This window comes from Pseudomonas sp. EA_65y_Pfl1_P113, assembly GCF_963970525.1.
Taxonomy (GTDB): domain Bacteria; phylum Pseudomonadota; class Gammaproteobacteria; order Pseudomonadales; family Pseudomonadaceae; genus Aquipseudomonas; species Aquipseudomonas tritici.
The window spans coordinates 29,299-54,758 of the sequence record NZ_CAXAQM010000002.1 but is presented as its reverse complement, the minus strand read 5'-3'; the positions used below and the strand labels follow the sequence as shown (position 1 = coordinate 54,758).

21 protein-coding genes and 2 pseudogenes are annotated in these 25,460 nt (G+C 59.3%); 12 read left to right on the top strand and 11 right to left on the bottom strand.

Annotation, left to right across the window (positions count from 1 at the left end; translation table 11 throughout):
- The first annotated feature begins 28 nt into the window (after window positions 1-28).
- The gene (yghX, locus tag AACY52_RS02275) at window positions 29-916 is read left to right on the top strand and encodes a YghX family hydrolase (protein WP_339560210.1); all 888 of its coding nucleotides are present in this window, start codon (window positions 29-31) and stop codon (window positions 914-916) included.
- 49 nt (window positions 917-965) lie between these two features.
- Here yghX and AACY52_RS02270 read toward each other — a convergent pair whose 3' ends face one another.
- Together AACY52_RS02270 and AACY52_RS02265 are read right to left on the bottom strand one after the other, a co-directional pair.
- The gene (locus AACY52_RS02270) at window positions 966-2,150 is read right to left on the bottom strand and encodes a DUF2252 domain-containing protein (protein WP_339560209.1); all 1,185 of its coding nucleotides are present in this window, start codon (window positions 2,148-2,150) and stop codon (window positions 966-968) included.
- Window positions 2,151-2,228: 78 nt separating this feature from the next.
- Window positions 2,229-3,107 carry a LysR family transcriptional regulator gene (locus AACY52_RS02265; protein ID WP_339494870.1) on the bottom strand — a complete coding sequence of 293 codons (879 nt, stop codon included), beginning with the start codon at window positions 3,105-3,107 and terminating at the stop codon, window positions 2,229-2,231.
- Window positions 3,108-3,238: 131 nt separating this feature from the next.
- Here AACY52_RS02265 and ampC point away from each other — a divergent pair, with 131 nt between their 5' ends.
- A complete protein-coding gene (ampC, locus tag AACY52_RS02260) occupies window positions 3,239-4,393 on the top strand; it encodes a class C beta-lactamase (RefSeq protein ID WP_339427577.1) in 1,155 nt (384 codons plus the stop codon).
- 19 nt (window positions 4,394-4,412) lie between these two features.
- Here ampC and AACY52_RS02255 read toward each other — a convergent pair whose 3' ends face one another.
- A complete protein-coding gene (locus tag AACY52_RS02255) occupies window positions 4,413-5,387 on the bottom strand; it encodes a polyprenyl synthetase family protein (protein WP_339560208.1) in 975 nt (324 codons plus the stop codon).
- A 419-nt stretch (window positions 5,388-5,806) separates the two neighbouring features.
- Here AACY52_RS02255 and AACY52_RS02250 point away from each other — a divergent pair, with 419 nt between their 5' ends.
- A complete protein-coding gene (locus AACY52_RS02250) occupies window positions 5,807-7,279 on the top strand; it encodes an NUDIX domain-containing protein (protein ID WP_339560259.1) in 1,473 nt (490 codons plus the stop codon).
- Window positions 7,280-7,282: 3 nt separating this feature from the next.
- Here the strand turns inward: AACY52_RS02250 and AACY52_RS02245 are convergent.
- The 4 genes and pseudogenes from AACY52_RS02245 to AACY52_RS02230 all read right to left on the bottom strand — a co-directional run.
- A pseudogene (locus AACY52_RS02245) lies at window positions 7,283-7,522 on the bottom strand (TRAP transporter large permease subunit); the annotation flags it as partial.
- Between the two features lie 242 nt (window positions 7,523-7,764).
- Window positions 7,765-8,499 (bottom strand): annotated as a pseudogene (locus AACY52_RS02240) (CoA ester lyase); the annotation flags it as partial.
- Between the two features lie 14 nt (window positions 8,500-8,513).
- Window positions 8,514-9,791: an ATP-binding protein gene (locus AACY52_RS02235; protein WP_339439401.1), complete on the bottom strand. Its 1,278-nt coding sequence runs from the start codon at window positions 9,789-9,791 to the stop codon at window positions 8,514-8,516.
- Complete coding sequence (locus AACY52_RS02230; protein WP_339427580.1) at window positions 9,792-10,499, bottom strand: winged helix-turn-helix domain-containing protein; 708 nt, start codon at window positions 10,497-10,499, stop codon at window positions 9,792-9,794.
- A 157-nt stretch (window positions 10,500-10,656) separates the two neighbouring features.
- On the opposite strand from AACY52_RS02230, the gene AACY52_RS02225 reads away from it, so the two are divergent.
- Window positions 10,657-11,856: an MFS transporter gene (locus AACY52_RS02225; RefSeq protein ID WP_339427581.1), complete on the top strand. Its 1,200-nt coding sequence runs from the start codon at window positions 10,657-10,659 to the stop codon at window positions 11,854-11,856.
- Here AACY52_RS02225 and AACY52_RS02220 read toward each other — a convergent pair.
- Window positions 11,812-12,414 carry a tRNA isopentenyl-2-thiomethyl-A-37 hydroxylase MiaE gene (locus AACY52_RS02220; RefSeq protein ID WP_339415947.1) on the bottom strand — a complete coding sequence of 201 codons (603 nt, stop codon included), beginning with the start codon at window positions 12,412-12,414 and terminating at the stop codon, window positions 11,812-11,814. The two genes, AACY52_RS02225 and AACY52_RS02220, sit on opposite strands and share 45 nt — an antisense overlap.
- A 151-nt stretch (window positions 12,415-12,565) precedes the next feature.
- Between AACY52_RS02220 and AACY52_RS02215 the strand changes: the two genes are divergently transcribed.
- Window positions 12,566-13,411, top strand: a complete 846-nt coding sequence (locus tag AACY52_RS02215) for a universal stress protein (protein WP_339415946.1) — start codon at window positions 12,566-12,568, stop codon at window positions 13,409-13,411.
- A 58-nt stretch (window positions 13,412-13,469) separates the two neighbouring features.
- Here the strand turns inward: AACY52_RS02215 and AACY52_RS02210 are convergent, their stop codons facing one another.
- Window positions 13,470-13,943 (bottom strand): DUF1289 domain-containing protein, encoded by a 474-nt coding sequence (locus AACY52_RS02210; RefSeq protein WP_339415945.1) that lies wholly within the window; start codon window positions 13,941-13,943, stop codon window positions 13,470-13,472.
- A gap of 397 nt (window positions 13,944-14,340) precedes the next feature.
- Here AACY52_RS02210 and acnB point away from each other — a divergent pair, with 397 nt between their 5' ends.
- On the top strand, window positions 14,341-16,950 hold the full coding sequence (gene acnB, locus AACY52_RS02205; protein WP_339416331.1) for a bifunctional aconitate hydratase 2/2-methylisocitrate dehydratase: 2,610 nt from the start codon (window positions 14,341-14,343) through the stop codon (window positions 16,948-16,950).
- 209 nt (window positions 16,951-17,159) lie between these two features.
- Here the strand turns inward: acnB and AACY52_RS02200 are convergent, their stop codons facing one another.
- Window positions 17,160-18,437: a serine/threonine transporter gene (locus AACY52_RS02200; RefSeq protein ID WP_339415944.1), complete on the bottom strand. Its 1,278-nt coding sequence runs from the start codon at window positions 18,435-18,437 to the stop codon at window positions 17,160-17,162.
- A 389-nt stretch (window positions 18,438-18,826) separates the two neighbouring features.
- On the opposite strand from AACY52_RS02200, the gene AACY52_RS02195 reads away from it, so the two are divergent.
- From AACY52_RS02195 to AACY52_RS02180, 4 genes are all read left to right on the top strand, one after another.
- The gene (locus tag AACY52_RS02195) at window positions 18,827-19,351 is read left to right on the top strand and encodes a cysteine hydrolase family protein (protein ID WP_339415943.1); all 525 of its coding nucleotides are present in this window, start codon (window positions 18,827-18,829) and stop codon (window positions 19,349-19,351) included.
- A 53-nt stretch (window positions 19,352-19,404) separates the two neighbouring features.
- A complete protein-coding gene (locus tag AACY52_RS02190) occupies window positions 19,405-20,358 on the top strand; it encodes a 2-hydroxyacid dehydrogenase (RefSeq protein ID WP_339415941.1) in 954 nt (317 codons plus the stop codon).
- Window positions 20,359-20,487: 129 nt separating this feature from the next.
- The gene (locus AACY52_RS02185) at window positions 20,488-21,555 is read left to right on the top strand and encodes a phosphotransferase family protein (protein WP_339415939.1); all 1,068 of its coding nucleotides are present in this window, start codon (window positions 20,488-20,490) and stop codon (window positions 21,553-21,555) included.
- A 22-nt stretch (window positions 21,556-21,577) separates the two neighbouring features.
- Window positions 21,578-22,345 carry an SDR family oxidoreductase gene (locus AACY52_RS02180; protein WP_049713006.1) on the top strand — a complete coding sequence of 256 codons (768 nt, stop codon included), beginning with the start codon at window positions 21,578-21,580 and terminating at the stop codon, window positions 22,343-22,345.
- A gap of 50 nt (window positions 22,346-22,395) precedes the next feature.
- Here the strand turns inward: AACY52_RS02180 and AACY52_RS02175 are convergent, their stop codons facing one another.
- A complete protein-coding gene (locus AACY52_RS02175; protein WP_339436585.1) occupies window positions 22,396-23,025 on the bottom strand; it encodes a DNA-3-methyladenine glycosylase I in 630 nt (209 codons plus the stop codon).
- Window positions 23,026-23,242: 217 nt separating this feature from the next.
- Here AACY52_RS02175 and AACY52_RS02170 point away from each other — a divergent pair, with 217 nt between their 5' ends.
- Together AACY52_RS02170 and AACY52_RS02165 are read left to right on the top strand one after the other, a co-directional pair.
- A complete protein-coding gene (locus AACY52_RS02170; RefSeq protein ID WP_339416329.1) occupies window positions 23,243-24,568 on the top strand; it encodes a C4-dicarboxylate transporter DctA in 1,326 nt (441 codons plus the stop codon).
- 177 nt (window positions 24,569-24,745) lie between these two features.
- The gene (locus AACY52_RS02165; RefSeq protein ID WP_339427582.1) at window positions 24,746-25,447 is read left to right on the top strand and encodes an FCD domain-containing protein; all 702 of its coding nucleotides are present in this window, start codon (window positions 24,746-24,748) and stop codon (window positions 25,445-25,447) included.
- Window positions 25,448-25,460 lie beyond the last annotated feature (13 nt).

Below are 25,460 nucleotides of genomic sequence, written 5' to 3'. Positions count from 1 at the left end.
ACTGCCACCGCTAATCGAGGACGCACCGATGACTCGTCTCACCGCGAAAGACTTCGCCCCCGAACTGCTGGAACTCTACGACGGCTACGCCCACGGCAAGATCAACCGCCGCGAATTTCTCGACCGCGCCGCGCTATTCACCTTGGGTGGCCTTACCGCCTCGGCCCTGCTCGCTGCCCTCAGCCCCAACTACGCACTGGCCGCACAGGTGAAATTCACCGACCCGGACATCGTTGCCGACTACATCACCTACCCCTCGCCCAAAGGCAACGGCACCGTGCGCGGCTACCTGGTGCGCCCGGCCAAGGCCACGAGCAAGTTGCCCGCCGTGGTGGTCGTGCATGAAAACCGCGGCCTCAACCCCTATATCGAAGACGTCGCCCGGCGCCTGGGCAAAGCTGGCTTCATCGCCCTGGCGCCGGATGGCCTGACTTCGGTGGGCGGCTACCCCGGTAACGACGAAAAAGGCGTGGCGCTGCAACAGACGGTTGACCCGACCAAGCTGATGAACGATTTTTTCGCCGCCATCGAATGGCTGATGCACCACGACAGCAGCACCGGCAAAGTCGGCATCACTGGGTTCTGTTATGGCGGCGGCGTGGCCAATGCGGCGGCGGTGGCTTATCCGGAACTGGGCGCGGCCGTGTCGTTTTATGGGCGCCAACCAGAGGCCAAGGACGTGCCACGGATCAAGGCGCCGATCATGCTGCATTTCGGTGAGTTGGACACGCGGATCAATGAGGGCTGGCCGGCGTATGAGACGGCGCTGAAGGCTGCAGGCACGAACTATGAGGCGTATACCTACAAAGGCGCCAATCATGGTTTTCATAACGACTCGACGCCGCGATATGACGAGGCGGCGGCGAATCTGGCGTGGGAGCGGACGCTGGGATGGTTTCGCAAGTACCTTGCTTGATGCCAACACCGTGTAGGCGCTAGCGTATCAGCGCCGACACGGTGTTGGGTCAATGTTCGAGGGCATATCTGCGGCAATGGTTGAGGTACCCCTGCTCATGGCTACCCACCAGTTGCACCACACTGGTCCACAGCCAGGACGGCGCATCGAGTTGCTTGGAGCGGTTTTCCTGAAGCACCGCCATCCAGTCCTCGCGCGTATCGCGGTCCATCTGCCGAGCATGGGCAATGCCCACGACCCGCGCCAGGTAACCGGCGGCGTGCATGGCGTCGGTTTCGTTCAATTCGTCCAGCTCCAACTTCATGTCCTGGGGCAGCAGTTCGCGGATGAAGAATCCGTGATCCAGAAAACGCGTTGCCATCATGCGCTCACCCAGGCTCGGAGAGAGCTGACGCGCGCCCTCCACCACTCGACGACCATTATCCCTGGGCATCTTCGCCCGTGCCGCGCGGGGTGCAGCAGCGCCGACGGCTTCCTTGATATCAATCAGGCAATATTCCTCATCGCCCTTGTCACCCACGCCGAGCAGTACGGCATAACGGAGCAGCCCGAGGGAGCTACAACCCTTGACCCAGTAGGCCGAGTCCAGCAGTTCAACCCTGGCGTCCTTGGGCCGCCCCTTGAGCGAGGTGACCAACTGGTGGACTTCATCCGAGGCACAGAGGGTTTCCAGCGCAACCTTCTCGGCCCGTGACAACGACCAGAAGTGCTTGCCCAGCGGGATGGTCGGCCGAGCGTTCTCGATACGCTCACGCGCGAGGTTTTTCCAAGTGCGCTCCACCGCGGTGCGCATGCTCGCCTTGACCTGGGACGGGCGCGGCGGCGCGGCGTCGGGTTTGTCCTTGAACGCCTGTTCGTAGCCGCCCATCATTTCTTCAAGCATGCGCGCAGTGGTTACTCCAGGCAGGTCCGAGCCGCGCGCAGCAGTGGCCAGGGACAAGGCCAAGCGCACCAGGTCGTGAGTCGGGTTACCGATCACCGCCTGGTCAAGGTCACGGATATGCATATCGATGCGGCCCTTCGTGTCTCCCGTAGGGCCCAAGTTACCGGCGTGGCAGTCGCCGCAGATCCAGATCGCCGGGCCGTGGGGCAAACGTCGACCCGTCTGGCTGTGCAGCCACTCGTAGAATTGCACCGTGCTGCCACGTACGTAGGCGTGAGCAGAGCGCGCCATCTTGAGGTTTCGCAATTGGATCAGGTGGGGCATACGGGCGCAGGGGCGTGGTATTTTCATGGAATAACTCAGTACAGGTGTTGCTGTAGAGCGAAGGCCCTGAGCAAATGTTTCATTATATTTCAAAAATAAGCACGTTCAGCCTTGCATCTTCATTTCCTGCAACCACCCCTTGAACGCCAACATCGCCGACGTCTCGGCCCGCGACTGCAAACGCGTCAACCAATAGCTGCCGGTGGTGATGCCGACGTCGAACGGCTGGCGAATCACATCATTCTCCAGTTGGCGCGAAAACATCATTGCCGGCGCCAATGCCAACCCCATTCCTTGCAAGGCCGCTTCCATCATTGCCAACGAGGAATCAAACACGATACTGCGCGGCACCAGGGTGTCGGCGGGCAGGCCAGCGGCCTGGAACCACAGGCTCCACTCATCGGCGCGGTAGGAGCGCAGCAAGGTGTGTTTCAACAGGTCGACAGGGGTGTGCAGTTGCTCGGCCAGTTGCGGCACGCAAAGCATGGTGAGGGGCGCTTCCAGCAGTTCGCAGGCATCGGTGCCGTGCCAGGCTCCCGCGCCGAAGCGGATCGCGTAGTCGAGGCCTTCGGCGGCCACGTCGACGCGGTTGTTGTGGGTGGATAACCGCAGGTCGATAAAGGGGTAACGCGCGTGAAAATCCGCCAAGCGTGGCAGCAACCAGCCCACCGCAAAGGTGCCCACTGCGCCCACGGTGAGCACTTCGCGGTAGTGCCCGCCTTCGAACTGGCTGAGCGTCTGGGCGATGCGGTCGAACGACTCACGCACTACCGGCAGTAAGGTTTCGCCTTCACGGGTGAGCATCAGGCCTCGAGGAAGACGCTTGAATAATGTGACATTAAGTTGCGCTTCCAGGCTCTTGACCTGATGGCTGACCGCCGCCTGAGTCACGCATAACTCGATAGCTGCGCGGGTAAAGCTCAAATGCCGAGCTGAAGCCTCGAATGCGCGCAGGGCATTGAGGGGTAGATGGGAACGCAGCATGTTTGACCCCAAATTTTCTAATGGCTGGTGCGAAATATCATTGTTTGCCCAGAGGCAAGAATCCGCCTAAATTTGCGGCGCCTGCGCAGGCACTGATCGTTAGCCTATCACTTACATGGACGCCAATTACTATGTGCGAAAGATCTCACTTAAACGTACGAAGCTTCTTATTTTCGGCCTTTTTGTTCGCCTCCGGCACCTGCATGGCCAACACCGATTTGCGCAAGGTCGTGGACAATAGCGTTGAACCCCTGATGCAGCAACACGGCATCGCTGGCCTATCGGTCGCTGTGGTAAACAAAGGCAAGGTGCAATACTTTAATTACGGCATCGCCAATAAAGACACCCAGCAACCCGTCACCCAAGACACGTTGTTTGAGATCGGTTCGGTGAGCAAAACCTTCACCGCCACACTGGGGGGTTACGCCCAGGCCAGTGGCAAGCTCAAGCTGTCGGACAACGCCAGCCAGCACCTTGCAGCACTCAAGGGCAGCGCCTTCGACCGCATCAGCCTGCTACAACTGGCTACCTACACGCCAGGCGGCCTGCCGCTGCAGTTTCCGGACGCTGCCGACAGCGCGGGCACCATGCTCGGCTATTTTCAGCAGTGGAAACCTGCGTACGCGCCCGGTGCGCAGCGTCTTTATTCCAACCCTAGCATTGGCCTGTTCGGCTACCTGAGCGCACAAAGCCTCGGCGAGCCGTTCAACGTGGCCATGGAGAAAACCCTACTGCCCCAACTGGGCCTGAAGAACACCTATGTCAGCGTGCCGCCCGACAAAGCCAATCTCTATGCCCAAGGTTACGACAAGGACCAAAAACCCGTGCACGTCGGCCCTGGGGCGCTGGACAGCGAAGCCTATGGCATCAAAACCAGCACCCAGGACTTGGCGCACTATGTGAGGGTGAACATGCACCCGCAAACGCTGGGGAAACCGTTGCAACAGGCAATCGCCACCACGCATACCGGCTACTACACCGTAAATGGCATGACCCAAGGGCTCGGCTGGGAGTACTACCCCTACCCGATCAAGTTACAAGCGTTGATTGATGGCAACTCTACATCGATGGCGATGGAGCCACACAAGGTGAACTGGCTGAATCCCGCTCAGGTGCAACCAACCAACGCCCTCTACAACAAAACCGGTTCGACCCGTGGTTTTGGCGCCTACGTGGCGTATGTGCCGAGCAAGGATGTGGGCGTGGTGATCCTGGCGAACAAGAACTATCCAAATGCGGAACGGGTGAAAGTAGCGCATGCAATCTTCAGCGCGCTGAATCCGTGAAGCATTGACGCCCGTGACCTCAGGTCGTCCGCTGCAGCGGACGACCGCCGGCCAGACACTGCTGATAGTAATTATCAACTGGGCCATGCTCAAATCGAATGTCACTCAACACCCCCATTAAAGGACGCAGGTCATGTTCAGGATGTAGACGCGTGAGGGTTTCCAGGCGTCGTTCAATGGTTGCGTAAGTAGCATCTATTAACACCAAGGCGGCATCAAACACGCCGGCGCGACCATAGGCTTTGATTATTTTCTTTTTCTGTGCGTTGGTTTTTTTGCCTTTCCTCAATGGATCATTGGCAAGCATCATTAAAATTGACTTGGGTCCGCCTTCAAGGTCGGGAGCAAAGCCCTTTTTTTTGTAATGCGCAGTGTGGTTTACATCCGAGTAGTCGTTGACATAACGATAATAAACAGCCAATTCGAGAAGCAACACGTAGAGTTCCAGATACGTCGCTTCATCGATGGGCGTCAGGCATTGACACGCGTCCAGTAGAAAAACGAACAGACAACCCGTATTGGCTTGAGCGATTAATTCATATTCTTCCCAGGTCGGCAGGACATCGCCATTGCTGAACTGTAGATCCAAGTGCTGCCCCACGTGCAGGTGCTCAAGACTGGTGAGCGCGGCCTGCAGGACGCCAGCATTGAAAGACTGTGCAAGGAGTTGCAGACCGACAAGGTACCCACACATGCCGGAATTCAGAGCGATTTCAACGCCGAATTTAGCCCACACCGACGGAAGCCCGCGGCGAATATGATCGCCGTCAAGCACATCGTCATGTATTAACGTGGAGGTGTTAAGAAGTTCTATGGCTTCGCACAAAACATGGGTCTGATGGGGCGCAAGTTTATAGACAGCTGACAGCGCCACAGCAATCGCGCTGCGCACTTTCTTGCCACCCGCGCGCGCTTGGTATTCAAACGCTTCGCGCCATTGAGCGTGCGCAACTTTATAGTCAGTTCTTTCTGTCAGCGCGTCGGCAGTGATCATCGTAGCGGCCTCTAGTTTGCGAGCGACCCGCAAGGCTCTAACGCTTACCTGCGGTGCGGCACATGGATTACCTAGACGTAAAAGACCGGAACTGCAATGGACACCACTTTACGAGGACAGCGCCTTAACCGTAGCGGATGCCTGAAAAAAAGAAATACTTTTTCTTTGATTCTTTGATATAGCCCTGAGTGCGAATAAGTATAACGAATAAGCGTTCACCCCTTGATCACTCGATCTATGCTCTCACCCTGAACGTGTCAGACACCCTTGAAATGGACCGCCTTACCGTCCTGCATATAAAGCTCAGGAGAGCGGCTATGAAAGACGTCCTCATTCTGGTTGACGTGAATGATCAGCCGACAGGTTTCGCTGGCAAACAACAGGTGCATGAAGAAGGGCTGCTTCATTGAGCTTTTTCAATATTCATTTTTGACCCTCACTCCAGACTGTTACTGCAACAAAGAGCGGACAGTAAGTACCACTCTGCTGGGCTGTGGAGTAATACCTGTTGCGGGCACCCACGCCAGGGCGAGACGACGCCAGACGCAGCGCGGCGCCGTTTGTATGAAGAAATGGGGCTGACCTGCGAGCTTGAGCAATACTCCACGCTGGTTTATCGGGAACGCGTGTCGAAAACCATGACGGAATATGAATACGATCACGTGTTCGTAGGCTGCTGCGCGACTGACCCCATTGCCAATCCGGATGAAGCCAAAGCATGGCGCTGGGTGGAGCCTGAGCAATTACAGGATGAGCTGCAACACACGCCAAAAATATTCACGGCCTGGTTGCGTACCATCGTGAAAGGTGCCGGAGCCGCAGGCATCAAAGGATGGGCCCCTAAAGCTCAGAGGGCCCTTCAGACGCCGATAGTCGGCGGGGCTTTTGAACTCCCTCGCTGGCTGGCTGAAGCGCATTACCCGCTAAATCCTTATGCCGAAGAGGCACAACATCACACGCGTCAATGGCTCAAGAGCATCGGCCTGGAAGACACACCGCGCGCAGCCCGCCAATTGGACATTTACGTCCCTGGCACATATGCCGGTTATATGTGGCCAGACGCGCCGCGGGACCTGTTGTTGATTTTGTCAGACGTGGTGGGGTGGTTCAGTTGCCAAGATGATCTCGCAGACGAAGACTGCAAGGACCCTCACACGTTGGAACAATTGCTTCGGGGAGTTCACAGCAGTGCGTTCACATGCTACGCCCCCCAACCAGGGCTGCTTGCCTCAGGGCTCAAGGATATAATCAGGCGCTCCGCACGCTTGGCACCGCCTCTCTGGAAAGAACGGGCTGGCGAGCGGTATGCCTCTTACATTGCCCCCTGCATGACAGCGTTGATGCATCGAGTTCATCACACCCAGCCAGGAATCGAAGGCTACGATAGCCTTTGGCGGGACGCCGGAGGCTTCCAGTTCTGTCTAGAATTCATCTACTGGGTACAGAATATTTACCTGCCCTCCTCCCTCTACTACAGCAAGCCTTGGCAAGAGTTGTGCTTGCTGGCACTGAACCTCTTCAAGGCTGTCAACGATTTACTGTCGTTTCGAATCATGGAAGACCCCGATGATGACATCTATAACCTGCTGACCCATCTGCGGCACACCCAGGGTTACTCCCCTGAGGCGGCTGCCCGCGAAGTATCACGACGCATTGATCAATGGGCCCACGCGTTTACCGATGCCCAGGAACGGTTGCCTGCATGCCTGGCAAGCTACGGCTATGACGAGCAATCGGTGCAACAGATGATGATTTGTGCGCAAGCCCTGCACAACCAGTGGCGCGGAAATATTGCCTGGCACCTGACAGCGCCGCGTTATCGGGAAATTCGCTTCGAGAACCTCCAAGGGGAAACCATCGACCCGCACCTCGTCGACGGCTTCGTGAGTTAGCCTCTACATCCCCAGCCAATGCGGCAGCGCAATGAATGACAGATAAGTAACCATGCTCAAGAACACCAACAGAATCATCAGCCACGGCAACGCCGCACGAATGGTCTGCCCCAGCGTCAATCCAGTCACCGCTGATGTCCCAAACAGGTTCAACCCCGCCGGTGGGTGCACCAGGCCAACTTCCATGTTCACCACCATCACGATCCTCAGGTGAATCGGGCCAATCCCCAATTTCGATGACAATCGGGTCCGCCGCCTGGGCCAAGTCCGCGACAAACAGGGTGGCGGCTTCACAGCAGCGCCCTAGAGAGCTTGAGCATGGAAATCAGCTTCTTATTGTTGTGTTGCAAGGCAAGTTGCCTGATGCCAGGCGTGTAGTGAATTTCGGATTCTAGATACCTGCGTTCAGCCAGGCAGCCCCCAAATCTGAGACACAGCACAGATCCAATGTGCGAGCGCGCATCGTCAATTACTACTGTGCAGCCCAATAGCCGTTGTGCCCGCAACAACACCGGCGCATCCACCATCTGCCCATCGATCTGGTAGGCCCCTGCCCCATGCGCACCCGCGTCCACCACCCGTTTTGCCCAGGCCAAGTCTTCGGCGCTCGGCGCCAGGGCTTGGTGAATCACCGCTACCTGCCTGGGGTGAATACACAGCGCACCGGCAAACCCCATTTCATAGGCATGCCGAATCGAACGGCACAGCCCCTCTGGGTCATCGATGGCCGGATGCACCCCATTCAGCGGTGCGACAAGGCCGGCAGCGCGGGAATGCACGATCAGCGCCAGGTCCAGACCACCAAACGACAGGCGCTCCACCAGCGGCGCATGGGCAATTTCGGCCACGACCAACAGGCCGCGCACGCTCTCGATAATCGGCCAGATGAGTTTGCCGGTCGCCGTCACCACGGCGACCTGTGCTGCACGTTCAACCTTAGGCAGTAGCACGCCCGCCACATTCGGATGGGCTTTGCAGAACGTCACATCCTCGAAATGCTCGGCATGCTCCGGCGCATTGATGCGCACCCATACCTGGGCAGTAGGGTTGGCCGTCAAAAACGCCCCGAGGTTATCGCGCGCCTGGCGCTTGAGCGGTTCTTCAACCGTTTCTTCAAAATCCACGATCACTGCATCAGCACCACTGGTCAAGGCTTTGAAGAATCGCTCCGGCCGGCTACCAGGCACAAACAACGCCGACAGGATGCCGCTGACTACAATCGATTTCAGGGTCGTTAATCGGCATACGCCCACGTCATCCGGAACGACGCTCCGCCCCATTCCGAATCCAGCACTTGCACCTGGCCGCCGTGCCACTGCGACACCCGTTGTACCAGCGCCAGGCCAAGGCCGAAGCCGCCGGTGCGACGGTCACGGCTGGCGTCGAGGCGCATGAAGGGCTGGAAGATCTTCGAGCGGCCTTTCTCCGGAACACCCGGGCCGTCGTCACACACCCGCACTTCATAGCCGCTGCCGAACGTGACCAGCGACACCTCCACACGGCGCTCGGCGTATCGGATCGCATTGCGCAGCAGGTTGATCACCGCTCGCGCCATAAAGCGCGGTTCGATCTGGATAAAGTCCACCTCGCACGTACGCAGCGACAGCTGAATGCCGGCCGCTTCCGCTTCGAGGGCCACGCTGCCGATCACACTGTCGAGCCAGCTGTGGGCCTCGATGCGCTCGCGCGTGACCTGAGTGGCGCCACGTTCCAGGCTGGCATAAGTGAGCAGCTCGGAGACCATTTCTTCCAGCTCGCCGAGGTCGGCGTACATGTCGGTAATCAATTGGCTGCGCTGGCGCGGGTCGGTCTGTTGCTTGAGCTGGTCGAGCTCGAACGACAGGCGCGCAATCGGCGTGCGCAGCTCGTGGGACACGGCGTTGGTCAGCTCGCGCTGGTTGGCGATCAGGCTTTCAATGCGCTCGGCCATCTGGTTAAAGTGCCCCGCCAGCTCGCGCACGGTGGAGCGGCGTGGCAGCAGGATGCGGGAACTGAGGTCGTTGTCACCGAAACGTTGTGCCGCCAGGCGAATATGCTCCAGGTCGCGCCAGTGCGGACGAACCCAGAAATACAGCACAATTGCCAAGCACAACCCCAGCAAACCGTAGGCCCACAGGTACAACCATTTAGGCTCTTCAGGCAGCTTGATATTGAGCAGTTGCGGGCCGCCATCGATATTGGCGATGAACTCCATGAAGTCGCCCCGTACCACTAATTGGCCGGCCGCGAGCAAGTGCTGCTCGCGTTGGCTCAGCGCCAACTCATCGCGTTGCACCAAATCCAGACGCAGACCGTAATGCTGCTGCAATTCGCTCAGGCGCACCTCGCGGGCCTCGGCCGGCACGGGACGCAATTGCTCCACCAGGCCATAGGCGGGGCCGCGCAGGGCTTCGCGGTTATAGGTTTCGTTGGCCTCAGGGAGCAGCTCATCGAAGGTGTAGTTAACCAGCCAGATTGCCCCCGCCAGGCCCAGCGCCAGAATGATGTAAAGGCGGATGTAGAGCCGCAGCATCTAGACCTCCCACGCAAACGGGTTGAACAGGTAGCCCTTGCCCCAGATGGTCTTGATGCACACCGGTTCGCGCGGGTTGTCGTTGAGTTTGCCGCGCAGTTTGCTGATGTACACATCGACACTGCGGTTGAGGCCATCGAACGCGATACCGCGCATGCGGTTGAGAATGTCATCACGGGACAGGATCGTCCCCGAGTTGCTCGCCAGCAGCCACAACAGCTCGAACTCCATGGTGGTGAGGTCGATCTTGTCATCCCCCAGGCTGACGCCCCGGCAACTGCGGTCGATGGCCAACCGCCCGAAAGCGAGGGCGCCGCGCACCGTCGGTTCTGGCGCCTGCCGCCGCTGCAGGGCGCGCAGGCGTGCGAGGAGCACCGGGGGTTTGATCGGTTTGATCACATAGTCGTCAGCACCAGACTCCAGGCCGAGGATGTGGTCCAGGTCATCTTCCTTGGCGGTCAGGATCACGATGGGCGTGTCGGACACCGCGCGGATCCCGCGACACACATGCAGGCCGCTCTGACCGGGCAGCATCAGGTCGAGCACGACGATCTTCGGTTTGAAGTCCAGGAACGCCGCCAGGGCCTCATCGCCCCGGTGCACCACGCGCACCTCAAAACCATGCTGTGACAGAAAATGCGCGATCAGCCCTGCCAGCTTCTCGTCGTCCTCAACGAGCAAGACCTTGCCCAACCCCAGGTTTTCCATAAGTTCTCAGTGTGCAGATGCGGATTGAAGAGCGGGAATTATAGGTGGCAAGCTGGGCAACAAACGCAGCGGGCTCACACCGGCCGACCAAGCTTCATGTTTTTAAGAGTTTTTAACAAATAACCTGCAATCTTTAACGCCATCCACAGGGAGTTGCATGCGCAAGGATTACCTGGCTTTTTTTATCTCACTGTTCCTGTCACGGCTGGCGGACCAGATACTGCTGTTTATCGTGCCGCTGCTTGTGTTCCAGACCACCAACAGCGTCGCGTTGGCCGGGCTTGCGTTTTTCGTCGAATCGCTGCCGCGCTACCTGGCTTTTCCAGTCTGTGGAGCGCTGTGCGATAAATTCTCGCCGGTGCGCATCCTGCATATCAGCCAGGTTTACCGCGCACTGGCGTGCGTAGTGGCCGTAGCGCTTTACGGGGTGTTTGACGGTATCTATTGGCTGGTAGCCCTGTCTGCGCTGTGCGGCGTGCTGACGACTCAAGGCATCATGGCCCGCGAAGTCGTGATGCCGCACATCTTCAAGCATTACACCTACGCCAAGACCTTGTCCTACTCACAAATAGCCGACCAGAGCGGCCTGGTGCTGGGGCCGCTGGTAGCGGCATTGATGCTGGAGGTGTGGGCCTGGCATTGGGTGGTGCTGGGGGTTGCCGGGCTGTTTGTGCTAGCAGATCTGGCGATGCGGACCTGGCAGCGCAACACTGCGGTGAATCTGGAGAGCTTTGAACAGCATCAGGACATCTGGCTGCAACCGCTGCGCATCGCATTCGGGCATATCCGCAACCTGCCAGAGCTGAAGCGCATCATTGCCCTCGCAGTCGGCGTGAACCTGATCATCGGCGTGACGCTGGCCACGTCGGCGGCGATGGTGACCGGGCAATTCGCCGCCGGCAAGGATGCCTATGCGCTGCTACAGGCTGCCGGCGCAGTGGTCACCATCGCTATTCTGTTTTACCTGGCACGCGCCACCCTGGCGTTGAAAGTGCTGGGCGGGCTGTCGTATTCAATGATCGGGGCCGGGGCCTTGGTCATGGCGGTCAGCCCCACGCTTTGGGCTTACACCGTGGGTTTCCTGCTGGTCACCGGTTTCGACAAAATGTTCAACGTGTACATGCGCAGCACCCGTCAACGGGTCATTCCGGTGCAAGACTTCGGCAAAACAGTGGGCGTGATCACCTTGCTCAACAACCTGGCGCAGCCATTGGCCGGCCTGGCGATTGCCGTACTCGCCGCGCCCTTGAGTACCCAGACGGTGATCCTGCTGCTGACCGCAATAACCGCGCTGATCGGCGTGGCCGTCGCGTCAGGCTGGCACGCCACTGTGAAAGCGGAACTCGATGTCGGGTGACTCGATCAGTTCCTGCTCGGCCGCCCTCACCCGCTCGATCACCTGGGCAATGTCCTTGCCGTCGCCATACTGGTACGCCAGCTTCAGGTAACCCTGGAAGTGCCGCGCCTCGCTTTTGAGCAAGCCGAAGTAGAACTTGCCGAGTTCTTCGTCCAAATGCGGCACCAATGCTTCGAAACGCTCGCAACTGCGCGCTTCGATAAAGGCACCCACCACCAGCGTGTCGACCAGTTTGACCGGCTCGTGGCTGCGCACGACTTTGCGCAAACCCGAGGCATAGCGCCCGGCGTGCAGTTGTCGCAGCTCGACCTTGCGCTTTTTGATCAAACGCATGACTTGCTCGTGGTGCACCAGCTCTTCACGGGCCAGACGCGACATCATGTTGATCAGGTCAACATGGCCGTGGTACTTGGCCATCAGGCTCAGCGCGGTGCTGGCGGCTTTGAATTCGCAGTTCTTGTGGTCGATCAGCAGGGTTTCCTGATCGGCAAGCGCGGCCTGGACCCAAGCGTCAGGGGTGCGGCAACCGAGGAATTCGTGGATTTCTGGCAGGTTCATCGGGCTCACGGGCAAAAGGATCACAAAAGGCCGGCGATTATACCGACCCCGCCGCAGACCACCAGTCACGGGCCTTGATGTGCATCAACATGACGTGCGCCAGCCAGCAACTATAGTTGTTCCAGCCCCCGCCTCTTTTGGAGATCCGATCATGCAAGCCATCCGCAGCATCCTGGTGGTCATCGAACCCGAGCATTCGGAAAGCCTGGCCCTCAAACGCGCCAAGCTGATCGCCGGGGTCACTGGCGCGCACTTGCATTTGCTGGTCTGCGACAAAAAACATGAGCACTCGGCGCTGCTGGCGCTGCTGAAGTCGGGCTTGCAGGAAGATGGCTACAGCGTCAGCACCGAGCAGGCCTGGAATGACAGCCTGCATGAAACCATTATTGATGTGCAGCAAGCCGAGGGTTGTGGCTTGGTGATCAAGCAGCATTTCCCCGACAGCCCGCTGAAAAAAGCCCTGCTGACGCCCGCGGACTGGAAGCTGCTGCGCTATTGCCCGTCGGCAGTGCTGCTGGTCAAGACGGCTAAGCCGTGGACGAGCGGTGTGATCCTGGCGGCGATCGATGTGGGCAACATTGATGCAGACCATCGAGCGCTGCACAATTCAATCATCGACCATGGTTTTGATATCGCCAGCCTGGCCAAGGCGCAGTTGCATGTCATCAGCGCCCACCCGTCGCCGATGTTGTCGGCGGCAGACCCGACCTTCCAGCTCAAGGAAACCATCGAGGCGCGTTATCGCGAGCAATGTAAGGCGTTTCAGGCAGAGTTCGATGTGGACGACTCACACTTGCACATTGAGGAAGGCCCGGCGGATGTGCTGATCCCTTTCGCCGCCCATAAGTGGCAGGCGGCGGTGACGATCATCGGCACCGTGGCGCGCACAGGGATTACCGGGGCGCTGATCGGCAATACGGCGGAGGTGATACTGGATGCCGTGGAAAGTGATGTGTTGGTGCTCAAGCCTGACACGCTGATGGATCAGTTGGAGTAACTGGCCAGCAAGGCCTGACGGGGTCCTTCGGACGATTGCTCCCACATTGGGTTCTGTGTCACCCGCTGGAAAATGCATCTTTGAGAAAGCTTGGCGCGATATAGCGCTGGTAGTGCGCCTCCGACAGGATAAAGAACTCTCGATCAATGGCGTCACGCAGGTCTGGCAAGGGCCAATCGCGAAATTCCGGCAACAGCACCATGCCGTAAGCCTCCACGTTGGAAATCACCCGCGCACCACGGGCGATCAACTGGTAGGCCCAGCAATACTCGGATTGATGTGGCACGAAGCGAATCTTGCGCTGCTCCAACTGCCCACGCAGGGTCTTGGGGTCAAATACCTCGAGTTTGCCGGCCATTACCTGCACCAACAGTTGCTCCAACCGCAGCCAGACCGCGCGTTTTTCTTCTTCGTTATAGCCGTTCCACTGGATCACTTCGTGGTGGAAACGTTTGCAGCCACGGCACACGAGATCACCGTAAACCGTGGAGCACAGGCCGACGCAGGGGGTCTTGATGGTTTGGTTGGACATGGGCAACGACACGCAGATAAGCAAAACAATGCGCCATGTTAGCCCTTTGTCTAACGGCTATCACCCTGCAAACTTGGCGAGGCAACTTACCTTTAGATTTTTTTTGCCGTAGAATCATCCGGCCTTGTAAGGCGCCAATAATCCGCTGGAAGCTGTTTTCAAAGCGTCACGAGCACAGTCGTTCCTTCAGAACGGTGTTGGCGATGGTGAATGACTCGGTAGGTCAACGCCCTCGCCAACCCTCATCAGCTCCGTTCTGCAGGCGTAAAACTTTGAAAGCAGCTTCTGTGAGAAATGCCGGCAGCGCTGGCTTTGTGGCCCAAAAAGCCCCCGAGCGCATGCGTGCCGTTCATTGCTGGATGAGCGTCCCGTGGGACCACTGATGAGGGTAATAACTGTGCTTGAAGCCTACCGCAAACATATCGAAGAGCGTGCAGCCCTGGGTATTGTTCCCCAGCCGCTTAACGCCGAACAAACCGCAGGCCTGGTTGAGCTGCTGAAAAACCCTCCGGCTGGCGAAGAAGAATTCCTCGTTGACCTGATCACCAACCGCATTCCACCAGGCGTTGACGAAGCTGCCTACGTCAAGGCCGGTTTCCTGTCTGCCCTGGCCAAGGGCGAAGCCACTTCCCCCCTGATCGACAAGAAACGCGCCGTTGAACTGCTTGGCACCATGCAAGGCGGCTACAACATCGTGACCCTGGTTGAGCTGCTGGACGACGCCGAACTGGCACCTGTCGCCGCGGCCCAACTCAAGCACACCCTGCTGATGTTCGATGCGTTCCACGACGTGGCCGAAAAAGCCAAGAACGGCAACGAGCACGCCAAAGCCGTGGTCCAGTCCTGGGCTGATGGCGAGTGGTTCAGCAACCGCCCTACCCTGGCCGACAAGATCAGCCTGCGCGTGTTCAAGGTCACCGGCGAAACCAACACCGACGACCTGTCCCCTGCGCCAGATGCCTGGTCCCGTCCTGACATCCCGCTGCACGCCCTGGCCATGCTGAAAATGGCGCGTGAAGGCATCGTGCCGGACGAGCAAGGCAAGACCGGCCCGATGAAGCAGATCGAAGAGATGCGCGGCCAAGGCTTCCCGATCGCCTACGTCGGTGATGTGGTTGGTACCGGTTCCTCGCGTAAATCCGCGACCAACTCCGTACTGTGGTTCTTCGGTGACGACGTTCCTTACGTGCCGAACAAGCGCGCTGGCGGCTTCTGCTTCGGCAGCAAGATCGCTCCCATCTTCTATAACACCATGGAAGATGCTGGCGCACTGCCAATCGAATTCGACGTTACCAACATGAACATGGGCGACGTGATCGACCTGTACCCGCATGCTGGCAAAGTCTGCAAACACGGCACCGACGAAGTCATCACCACCTTCGAAATGAAGACCCCGGTGCTGTTGGACGAAGTCCGCGCCGGCGGCCGTATCCCGCTGATCATCGGTCGTGGCTTGACCGACAAGGCGCGCGCAGAACTGGGCCTGGGCCCTACCGACCTGTTCAAGCTGCCTGAAGCGCCTGTCGACACCGGCAAAGGCTTCACCCTGGCACAGAAAATGGTCGGCAAGGCGTGCGGTCTGCCAGAAGGCAAAGGCATTCGTCCTGGCACCTACTGCGAACCGAAGATGACCACCGTGGGTTCCCAAGACACCACCGGTCCGATGACCCGCGACGAACTGAAAGACCTGGCGTGCCTGGGCTTCTCGACCGATCTGGTAATGCAGTCGTTCTGCCATACCGCGGCCTATCCAAAGCCGATCGACGTGACCACCCACCACACCCTGCCTGACTTCATCATGACCCGTGGCGGTGTATCGCTGCGTCCAGGCGACGGCATCATCCACAGCTGGCTGAACCGCATGCTGCTGCCGGACACCGTCGGTACCGGTGGTGACTCCCACACCCGTTTCCCGATGGGCATCTCGTTCCCGGCCGGTTCTGGCCTGGTCGCGTTTGCCGCAGCCACTGGCGTAATGCCACTGGACATGCCGGAATCGATCCTGGTGCGCTTCAAAGGCAAAATGAAACCTGGCATCACCCTGCGTGACCTGGTTCATGCCATTCCTTACTACGCGATCCAATCGGGTCTGCTGACTGTAGAGAAGAAAGGCAAGAAGAACGCGTTCTCCGGCCGCATCCTGGAAATCGAAGGCCTGAACGACCTGACGCTGGAACAAGCTTTCGAGCTGTCCGACGCCTCGGCCGAACGCTCGGCTGCCGGTTGCACCATCAAGCTGTCGAAAGAGTCGATCACCGAGTACCTGAACTCCAACATCACCCTGCTGCGCTGGATGATCGGTGAAGGCTACGGTGACCCGCGTACCCTGGAACGTCGCGCCCAAGCGATGGAAGCCTGGGTTGCCAACCCGGAGCTGATGGAAGCCGATGCCGACGCGCAATACGCCGAAGTCATCGAGATCGACCTGGCCGACATCAACGAGCCGATCCTCTGCGCACCGAACGACCCGGACGATGCCCGTCTGCTGTCGAGCGTTGCCGGCGAGAAGATCGACGAAGTGTTCATCGGCTCGTGCATGACCAACATCGGTCACTTCCGCGCTGCCGGCAAGCTGCTGGAGCAGGTCAAGGGCCAGCTGCCAACCCGTCTGTGGCTGTCGCCGCCGACCAAGATGGACGCTCACCAACTGACCGAAGAAGGCTACTACGGCATCTACGGCAAGGCTGGCGCGCGCATGGAAATGCCGGGCTGCTCGCTGTGCATGGGTAACCAGGCACGTGTAGAGCCGAATTCGACCGTTGTGTCGACATCGACCCGTAACTTCCCGAACCGTCTGGGTGATGGCGCTAACGTCTACCTGGCTTCGGCCGAGCTGGCAGCAGTGGCGTCTACCCTGGGTCGTCTGCCGAGCGTCGAAGAGTACATGGGCTACGCGGCGAAACTGGACACCATGGCCAGTGACGTCTACCGCTACCTGAACTTCGACCAGATCGCTGAGTTTCGCAAGATCGCAGCAAGCGCCAACATCCCGGTGATTCAAGCCTAATATGTTGATGTGAAGAAGCGCCGCGTATCGCAAGGTACGCGGCGTTTTTTTATGCCTGCAATACAGTATTAGCGACACCCCAAAACAAATGTGGGCTTGCTCGCGAATGCGGTGTGTCAGTCAGTGATTTATTCACCGATCCACTGCATTCGCGAGCAAGCCCACTCTCACATTTTTAGTGCCGTGCAGTCAGCTAGACCGCATCAGACTCAAGCAATAAACGAATACACCAACGCAGTAATCGCCACCAGGCCTACGGCGGTGACAAACACATTCGACGCCTGCCCACGGTACTTGGCCATGGCCGGAACCTTACGAATGGCGTACATCGGCATCAGGAACAGGATCGACGCGATGATCGGCCCGCCCAGCGTCTCGATCATGCGGAGGATACTTGGGTTAAGCGTGGCAACCATCCAGCACACCACCAGCATGAAAGCGGCAGTCATGCGGTCCAGGCTCTTGGCACCCGGGCGGCGACCCGTTTTCAGCACCAGTCCCTTGAGGCCTTCGCTGGCTCCGATGTAGTGGCCCAGGAACGACTTGGCAATCGCCACGAACGCGATCAGGGGGGCTGCGAACGCGATGGTCGGGTTATCGAAGTGGTTGGCCAGGTAGGACAGGATCGACAGGTTCTGCGCTTTCGCTTCGGCCAACTGCGCCGGCGACAGGGTCAGCACGCAGCTGAACACGAAGAACAGCACCATCCCGACCATTAACAGGTGCGCGCGGGACAGGATCTGCGAACTGCGCTCATCAGCATGGACACCGTACTGGCGCTTCTGGTCAACCGCAAAGGCCGAGATGATCGGCGAATGGTTGAACGAGAACACCATCACCGGGATCGCCAGCCACAGCGTATTGAGCAGTGCCGACGGGGCTGGGACTACGCTGGCGGTGCTGAGGATGCCGCCATTCCAATGCGGAACCAGGTACACCGCCAGGAACAGCAACGCGACGATGAACGGATACACCATCAGGCTCATGGCCTTGACGATCACTTGCTCGCCGCAACGCACCACGGCCAGCAGACCGAGGATCAGCACCAACGACAGAATCGCCCGTGGTGGCGGCATAATGTGCAGTTGGTGTTCCATGAAGCTGGCGACGGTGTTGGTCAGCGCCACGCTGTAGATCAGCAGGATCGGGAAGATCGCAAAGAAGTAAAGCAAGGTGATCAGCGCACCGGCCTTGATGCCGAAGTGCTCTTCGACGACGTCGGTGATGTCGGAGCCTTCTCGGCCGGACAGCACGAAACGAGTCAGGCCACGGTGGGCGAAGAATGTCATCGGGAAGGCCAGTACCGCGAGGATCACCAGTGGCCAGAAGCCTCCCAGGCCCGCGTTGATCGGCAAGAACAGCGTGCCGGCGCCAATGGCGGTGCCGAACAGGCCCAGCATCCAGGTGGTGTCCTGGCGGCTCCAGCGTGTGAGGGTTGCAGGTGTCGTCTCATAGCGTTGGTCGACGCTACTGGCCTGATCATTCATCCGATCGGATCTCCGCTTTTACACGGCCGGGACGAGTCAGAAAACCTGACAGGCAGCGCCCCGACCATAGAAGGGGCCGGATTGTCCGGGATTCTGTTGAATAAGCAAAGACTTAGCTGAGGAACGGTGGCGTGGTACATCGACGCGCCGCGCGCAACTCAAATACATTCGTTGACAACTAGGCGCCGCTCTCAGCATGATCCAGCCATGAACCGTATTCAGCTGAACCTCACCACCACCACCACCACCACCACGACCGCCTCAGGCGGGTCGTGCGGTTGCGGTGGGTGTTCACGCTAAACACCTCACAGATTCAACCCAAGGCCCCGCCAGCAATGGACGGGGCCTTTTTATTGCTCCGCCACCTGGCCATTGCAAGGAGCAACACCATGACTGACGCCCTGCTGATCATCGATATGCAAACTGGCTTATACGACGGTCCGGAAAAGCCCTTCGAGCGCGAACGTGTACTCGCCACCATCAACCAACTGATTCAGCGTGCCCGCCCTGTAGGTGCCCCGATCTTCGTCGCCCGCCACACTGGTCCGACAGGCTCGCCGATTGAAGCCGGCAGCGCGCCCTGGCAGCTATGGCATGGCCTGGATGTCGACGAGTCCGGCGATCTGGTGTTCAACAAAACCCGCCCCAGTTGCTTCCTGGGCACAGACTTGCAGCAGCAACTGAGGGCGGCGCAGGTCAGTCAATTGGTGATCGTGGGCATGAAAACCCAGTTCTGCATCGACACCACCTGTCGGGTAGCGGTGGAACTGGGCTTTTCGGTGGTGCTGCCGGAAGACGGCCATACCTGCATGGACACTGCGGCACTGAAGGCAGAGGCGATTATCGAGCATCACAACGCGACGTTGGCTGGGGCGTTTGTGAAGCGCACGAGAGCGGCTGAGGTCCGCTTCTGACAACGCAAATACTGCATACTCATGCCCTCAAACCCTTCAGCAAGAGCCTTCCGATGACCGCCACCGTTCTGGTCCTGGTAGAAACCATCAACGACTACCTGCCCATCATCGAGAGCAATGACTTTCACGTGATCCTGGCGCCGACACCTGCCGAACGCGCCGAAGCCATCAAAGCCCACGGCAGCCAGATCAACGCCGTACTGACTCGTGGCCCGCTGGGTTTGTACGCCGAGGAAATCGCCGCCCTGGCGCTGCTGGAAATCATCTGCGTGATCGGCGCCGGCTATGAGCATGTCGACCTGCAGGCCGCCAGCAATCGCGGAATTGTCGTGACCAATGGCGCCGGAGTGAATGCGCCGTCGGTGGCCGATCACGCCATCGCGTTGCTGCTGTCGCTGGTGCGCGGTATCCCGCAGACCGACGCCGCCGTGCGCCGCAGTGAATGGCCGAAAGTGATGCGCCCGTCGCTGGGCGGCAAGCAGCTGGGCATTCTCGGACTCGGTGCGGTGGGCCTGGAGATCGCCAAGCGTGCCGCCCTGGGATTCGGCATGGAGGTGAGTTATCACAACCGCCAACCGCGCGACGACGTGGACTACACCTACTGCGCCACCGCCGTGGAACTGGCGCGCACCTCGGACTTCCTGATCCTGGCCACGCCCGGTGGCGCCAGCACCCGCCACCTGATCGATCGCTTTGCCTTGGACGCCCTGGGGCCGAATGGCTATCTGGTCAACATCGGCCGTGGCAGCGTGGTGGTCACCGCCGACCTGGTCGCCGCCCTGGAGCAACGCCGCATCGGCGGCGCCGCGCTGGATGTGTTCGACGACGAGCCCAAGGTGCCCGACGCGCTCAAGAAACTCAGCAACACCGTGCTCACCTCCCATGTCGCGGGCCTGTCGCCGGAAGCCGCCCATGACACGGTGCAGCGCGTAGCGGACAACTTGGTGGAATACTTCGCCGGGCGTCCAGTGCTCACGCCGGTCGCCCTGCCCCCGCCCAATAAATGACCGATCAGGCACGCTGATCATCATCCAACACGCTAACCTATTAAGCCGCCACGACCTTGTCGCTGGGCGGTGGTGCGCATTAGATTAGGAAATAGTCCAAGGCCTTTAGAATAAGCAGAAGGGATAAGCATGGCGCTGAACGACCAATCGACCCAGATTCGCCCAGGCGAAGAACTTGATGCCAGCCTGATCGATCCCTACCTCAAGGCCCACATCCCCGGTTTGAGCGGCACGCCTACGATCAGCCAGTTCCCGGGTGGTGCGTCCAACCTGACCTACCTGTTGGAATACCCCGGTCAGGAATTCGTGCTGCGTCGCCCACCGTTTGGTCACAAGGCCAAGTCCGCTCATGACATGGGCCGCGAATACCGCATTCTCAACCAGCTCAAAGACGGCTTCCCTTATTGCCCCAAGGCCTACGTGCATTGCACCGACGAGTCGGTGATCGGTGCCGAGTTCTATGTGATGGAGCGCGTCAACGGCATCATCCTGCGCTCCGACCTGCCGCCCGAACTGGGCCTGGATGCGGCCAAGACCGAGGCGTTGTGCAAAAGCTTTATCGACAAATTCGTCGAACTGCACCAAGTGGACTACAGCGCCTGCGGCCTGGCTGACCTGGGCAAGCCGCAAGGCTACGTAGAGCGCCAGATCCGTGGCTGGAGTGATCGCTACGAAAAAGCCCTGACCCCCGACGCGCCGCGCTGGGACGCCGTGCGCGCGTGGCTGAATGAAAAAATGCCCGCCGACCACCCAACGTCGAGCATCGTGCATAACGACTACCGCTTCGACAACGTGATCCTCGACCCAAACAACCCGATGCAGATCATCGGCGTGCTGGACTGGGAGCTGACCACCCTCGGCGACCCGCTGATGGACCTGGGCAACACCCTCGCCTACTGGATCGAAGCCGCCGACCCTGCGCCGGTGCAACTGATGCGCCGTCAGCCAAGCAACGTCCCCGGCATGCTCACCCGCCGCCAGTTCGTCGATTACTACGCTGAACGCGCGGGCCTGCAGATCGACAATTTCGACTTCTACTACACCTACGGCCTGTTCCGCCTGGCGGGCATCGTGCAGCAGATCTACTACCGCTTCTTCCATGGCCAGACCCAGGACAAACGCTTTGCGCAGTTCATTCAAATGAACAAGCTGCTGGAGCAAATGAGCCTGAATGTCATCGGCAAATCAGCGCTCTGATCGCACACACCAAGGAACCCTCATGTCCAAGACCAACCTGTTCGACCTCGATGGCAAGATTGCTTTTGTTTCCGGCGCCAGCCGTGGCATCGGTGAAGCCATCGCCAAGTTGCTGGCCCAACAAGGCGCTCACGTGATCGTTTCCAGCCGCAAGCTGGAAGGCTGCCAGCACGTGGCTGATGCAATCATCGCCGACGGCGGCAAGGCCACCGCCGTGGCCTGCCATATCGGCGAAATGGAGCAGATCACCCAAGTGTTCGCCGGCATTCGCGAGCAGTTTGGTCGCCTGGATATCCTGGTGAACAACGCTGCGACCAACCCGCAATTCTGCAACGTGCTGGACACCGATCTCGGTGCGTTCCAGAAGACCGTTGACGTGAACATCCGTGGCTATTTCTTCATGTCGGTGGAAGCCGGCAAGCTGATGCGCGAAAACGGTGGCGGCAGCATCATCAATGTGGCGTCGATCAACGGGATTTCGCCGGGTGTCTTCCAGGGCATCTACTCGGTGACCAAGGCCGCCGTGATCAACATGACCAAGGTGTTTGCCAAGGAATGCGCCGAGTTCGGCATTCGTTGCAACGCCCTGTTGCCGGGCCTCACCGACACCAAGTTCGCCTCGGCCCTGGTGAAGAATGACGCAATCCTGAAAATGGCCCTGGCGCAGATCCCCCTCAAGCGTGTGGCGGATCCGAGCGAAATGGCCGGCGCGGTGTTGTTCCTGGCCAGCGATGCGTCCAGCTACACCACGGGTGTGTCGCTGAATGTGGACGGTGGTTTCCTGTCCTGATAGCCCAGACACCGCCGCACCCACAGTGTTGACAGTCTGGAACCAGGGATTCAGGGCCGTTTGAACTGCTGCCGCAGCGTTTCAATTCGCGGCCGGCAGCAGCAGCCTTCCAGATGATCATTCACCATCCCCATCGCCTGCATCAGCGCATACATCGTGGTCGGGCCGACAAACGTCCAACCCCGCTTCTTCAGGGCTTTCGACAAACGTTCGGAAGCCGGCGAGGTGGGGTTACCTGTCCAGTAAGCCATGTCCACCACGGCCGGGCGCTCATCGTCAGCGGGCTCAAACGCCCACAACCACCGTGCCAGCGAGCCGGTCTCCTCCACCAACTCACACGCCCTGCGCGCATTGTTGATGGTGGACACGATCTTCGCGCGATTACGCACGATGCCCGGGTCCTGCATCAGCCGCTCGATATCCGCCGCGCCGTACTGCGCCACCCGGCGAAAATCAAACCCCTCGAACGCCGCGCGAAACTGCTCGCGTTTGCGCAGGATGGTGATCCACGCCATGCCTGCCTGAAAACCTTCCAGGCAGATCTTCTCGTACAGCTGGGTATCGTCCGCCACCGGCACGCCCCACTCACAGTCGTGGTAATGCGGGTATTCCGGCGCTGCGGTGCGCCAGGTGCAATGGGTGCACCCGGTGTCGTCAGTGGTCAGTCCTGGCGGGTCCATCTATCACCTCGTATGCCGAGCGACGGATGATAAGCGAAAAAAATCCCACCCCGCCAACCGCTCAAGCATCGACCTCACCGACCAACTGGTCAGACCGGGACCCGTCAAACGCTAAATAATGACTTGTTATTTCAAAAATACCTGGCCTAGACTGGCCCCGCACTGGACTTACCGGTATGACCACAACAATTAAGCCCTGGAATCACCAGGGCACCGAATAGAGATCCCTCCCATGCTCAGATGGTGCTCGCGTTCGATTTTCCTGCAAGTCGTGATTGGCCTGATGCTAGGCGTAATCTGCGGCTTGGCCCTTCCCGAATTCTCCTCGCAACTCAAACCCTTGGGCGACGGCTTCATCAAGCTGATCAAGATGCTGATCGGCCTGATCGTGTTCTGCGTGGTGGTCAGCGGCATCTCCGGCGCCGGCGACTTGAAAAAGGTCGGACGCATCGGCCTCAAGTCGGTGATCTACTTTGAGGTCCTGACCACGGTCGCCCTGGTGATCGGACTCATCATGGCTTTTAGCACCGGTATCGGCACTGGTGCCAATATCCATCTGGAGCAGTTGTCGTCTGCCGGTTTGAATGACTTGGCCGACAAGGGCCAGCACATCAAGGGCACCAGCCAGTTTCTGATGGACCTGATCCCCAACTCGGTCATCGGCGCCTTTGCCGAGAACAACGTGCTGCAAGTGCTGTTGTTCTCGGTGCTATTCGGCAGCGCGTTGAACCTGGTGGGCGAAGCGGCGTCGGGCATTTCCCGGCTGATCAACGAACTGAGCCATGTGATCTTTCGCATCATGGGCATGATCGTGCGCCTGGCGCCGATCGGTGTATTCGGCGCGATCGCCTTTACCACCAGCACCTACGGGCTTGATTCGCTGCAACACCTGGGCAGCCTGGTCGGCCTGTTCTACCTGACGTGCTTTGCCTTCGTCGGCCTGATCCTGGGCCTGGTAATGCGCCTGTCGGGCCTGCGCATGCTGCCGCTGCTCAAGTACCTGCGCGAAGAACTGCTGATCGTGATGGGCACCGCCTCCTCCGACGCCGTGCTGCCGCAAATCATGCGTAAGCTGGAGCACCTGGGGATCGGCAGCTCCACCGTGGGCCTGGTGATTCCAACTGGGTATTCGTTCAACCTCGATGGCTTTTCGATCTACCTGACCCTGGCCATCGTGTTTATCGCCAATGCCACCGGCACACCGCTGTCGATGACCGATCTGATGACCATCTTGTTGGTATCGTTGATTACATCCAAGGGCGCCCATGGGATTCCCGGTTCGGCGCTGGTGATCCTGGCGGCGACCCTTACCGCGATCCCGGCGATTCCGGTGGTGGGCCTGGTGCTGGTGCTGGCGGTGGACTGGTTCATGGGCATCGGTCGCGCCCTGACTAACCTGATCGGCAACTGCGTCGCCACCGTGGCCATTGCACGCTGGGAGAAAGACATCGATATCCAGCGCGCCAACAAGGTCCTCGATGGTCACCAAGGCTACGCTTTCCAGGCCAAGAAACCGGTGCTGCCCGCGCATCAGGAGTTCTGAGCAAGCGACACCGTTTAAATGCGGGAGCTGGCTTGCCTGCGATAGCGGTGGGCCAGCCTACAAAGCTATCAACTGATAGTCAGCCAGCGCAGCGATGCGGCGACCCGACAAGCCAGCGCCCACATTGGCTCAATGCCAGTTTAATTATTGTATTGGCAACTTAAAGGAGTGTACGACGTGATCAGCACCTCAACCGTCGTCAATTCAGTCGTAGAAAAACTCCGAGCCGCTCTGGCGCGGGGCCAGTGGCGCCGCGGCGAAATGCTCCCCGGCCAGCGCGAACTGGCCGAACAAATGGGCATCAGCCGCCCCAGCCTGCGCGAAGCCGTGATTGTCCTGGAAACCCTTGGCCTGGTGCGCTCCATGCCCGGCAAAGGCGTGGTGGTGCTGGAAACCAGCGTCAGCGACGCGCACTCCAGCGACACCGTGGCCGACGCGAGCCTCGAAGACATCCTGCAACTGCGCTACACCCTCGAGCCGTTCATTGTCGGTCTGGTGGCCCAATCCATCAGCAGCAAAGAGGTCGGCCAATTGCGCCTGACCTTGATGGACATGCGCGAAGCCCTCGACGCCGGCGACGCCGAAACTGGCATGAACGCCTACATCGGCTTCCATGAAGAACTGTTCGCCCTGACCTCCAACCCGATCTTCCAGAACGTGGTGCAACAAACCAGTAACGCCCTCAAGCAAAGCGCCCAAGTGCTGCGCAACTCGCCCGAGCACCTGGCGGAGCGCCTGCGGGAAAACGAAGCCGTGGTGCGCGCCATCCGCAACAAGAACAGCGCCCTGGCCAGTGCGGAAATGCGTCGGCACATCCTTCAGGAAGGCCTGCGCATGGGCATCCGTTTGAACATCCCGGACGACCATCTGGGCAGCTGACTTTCTGGAGACC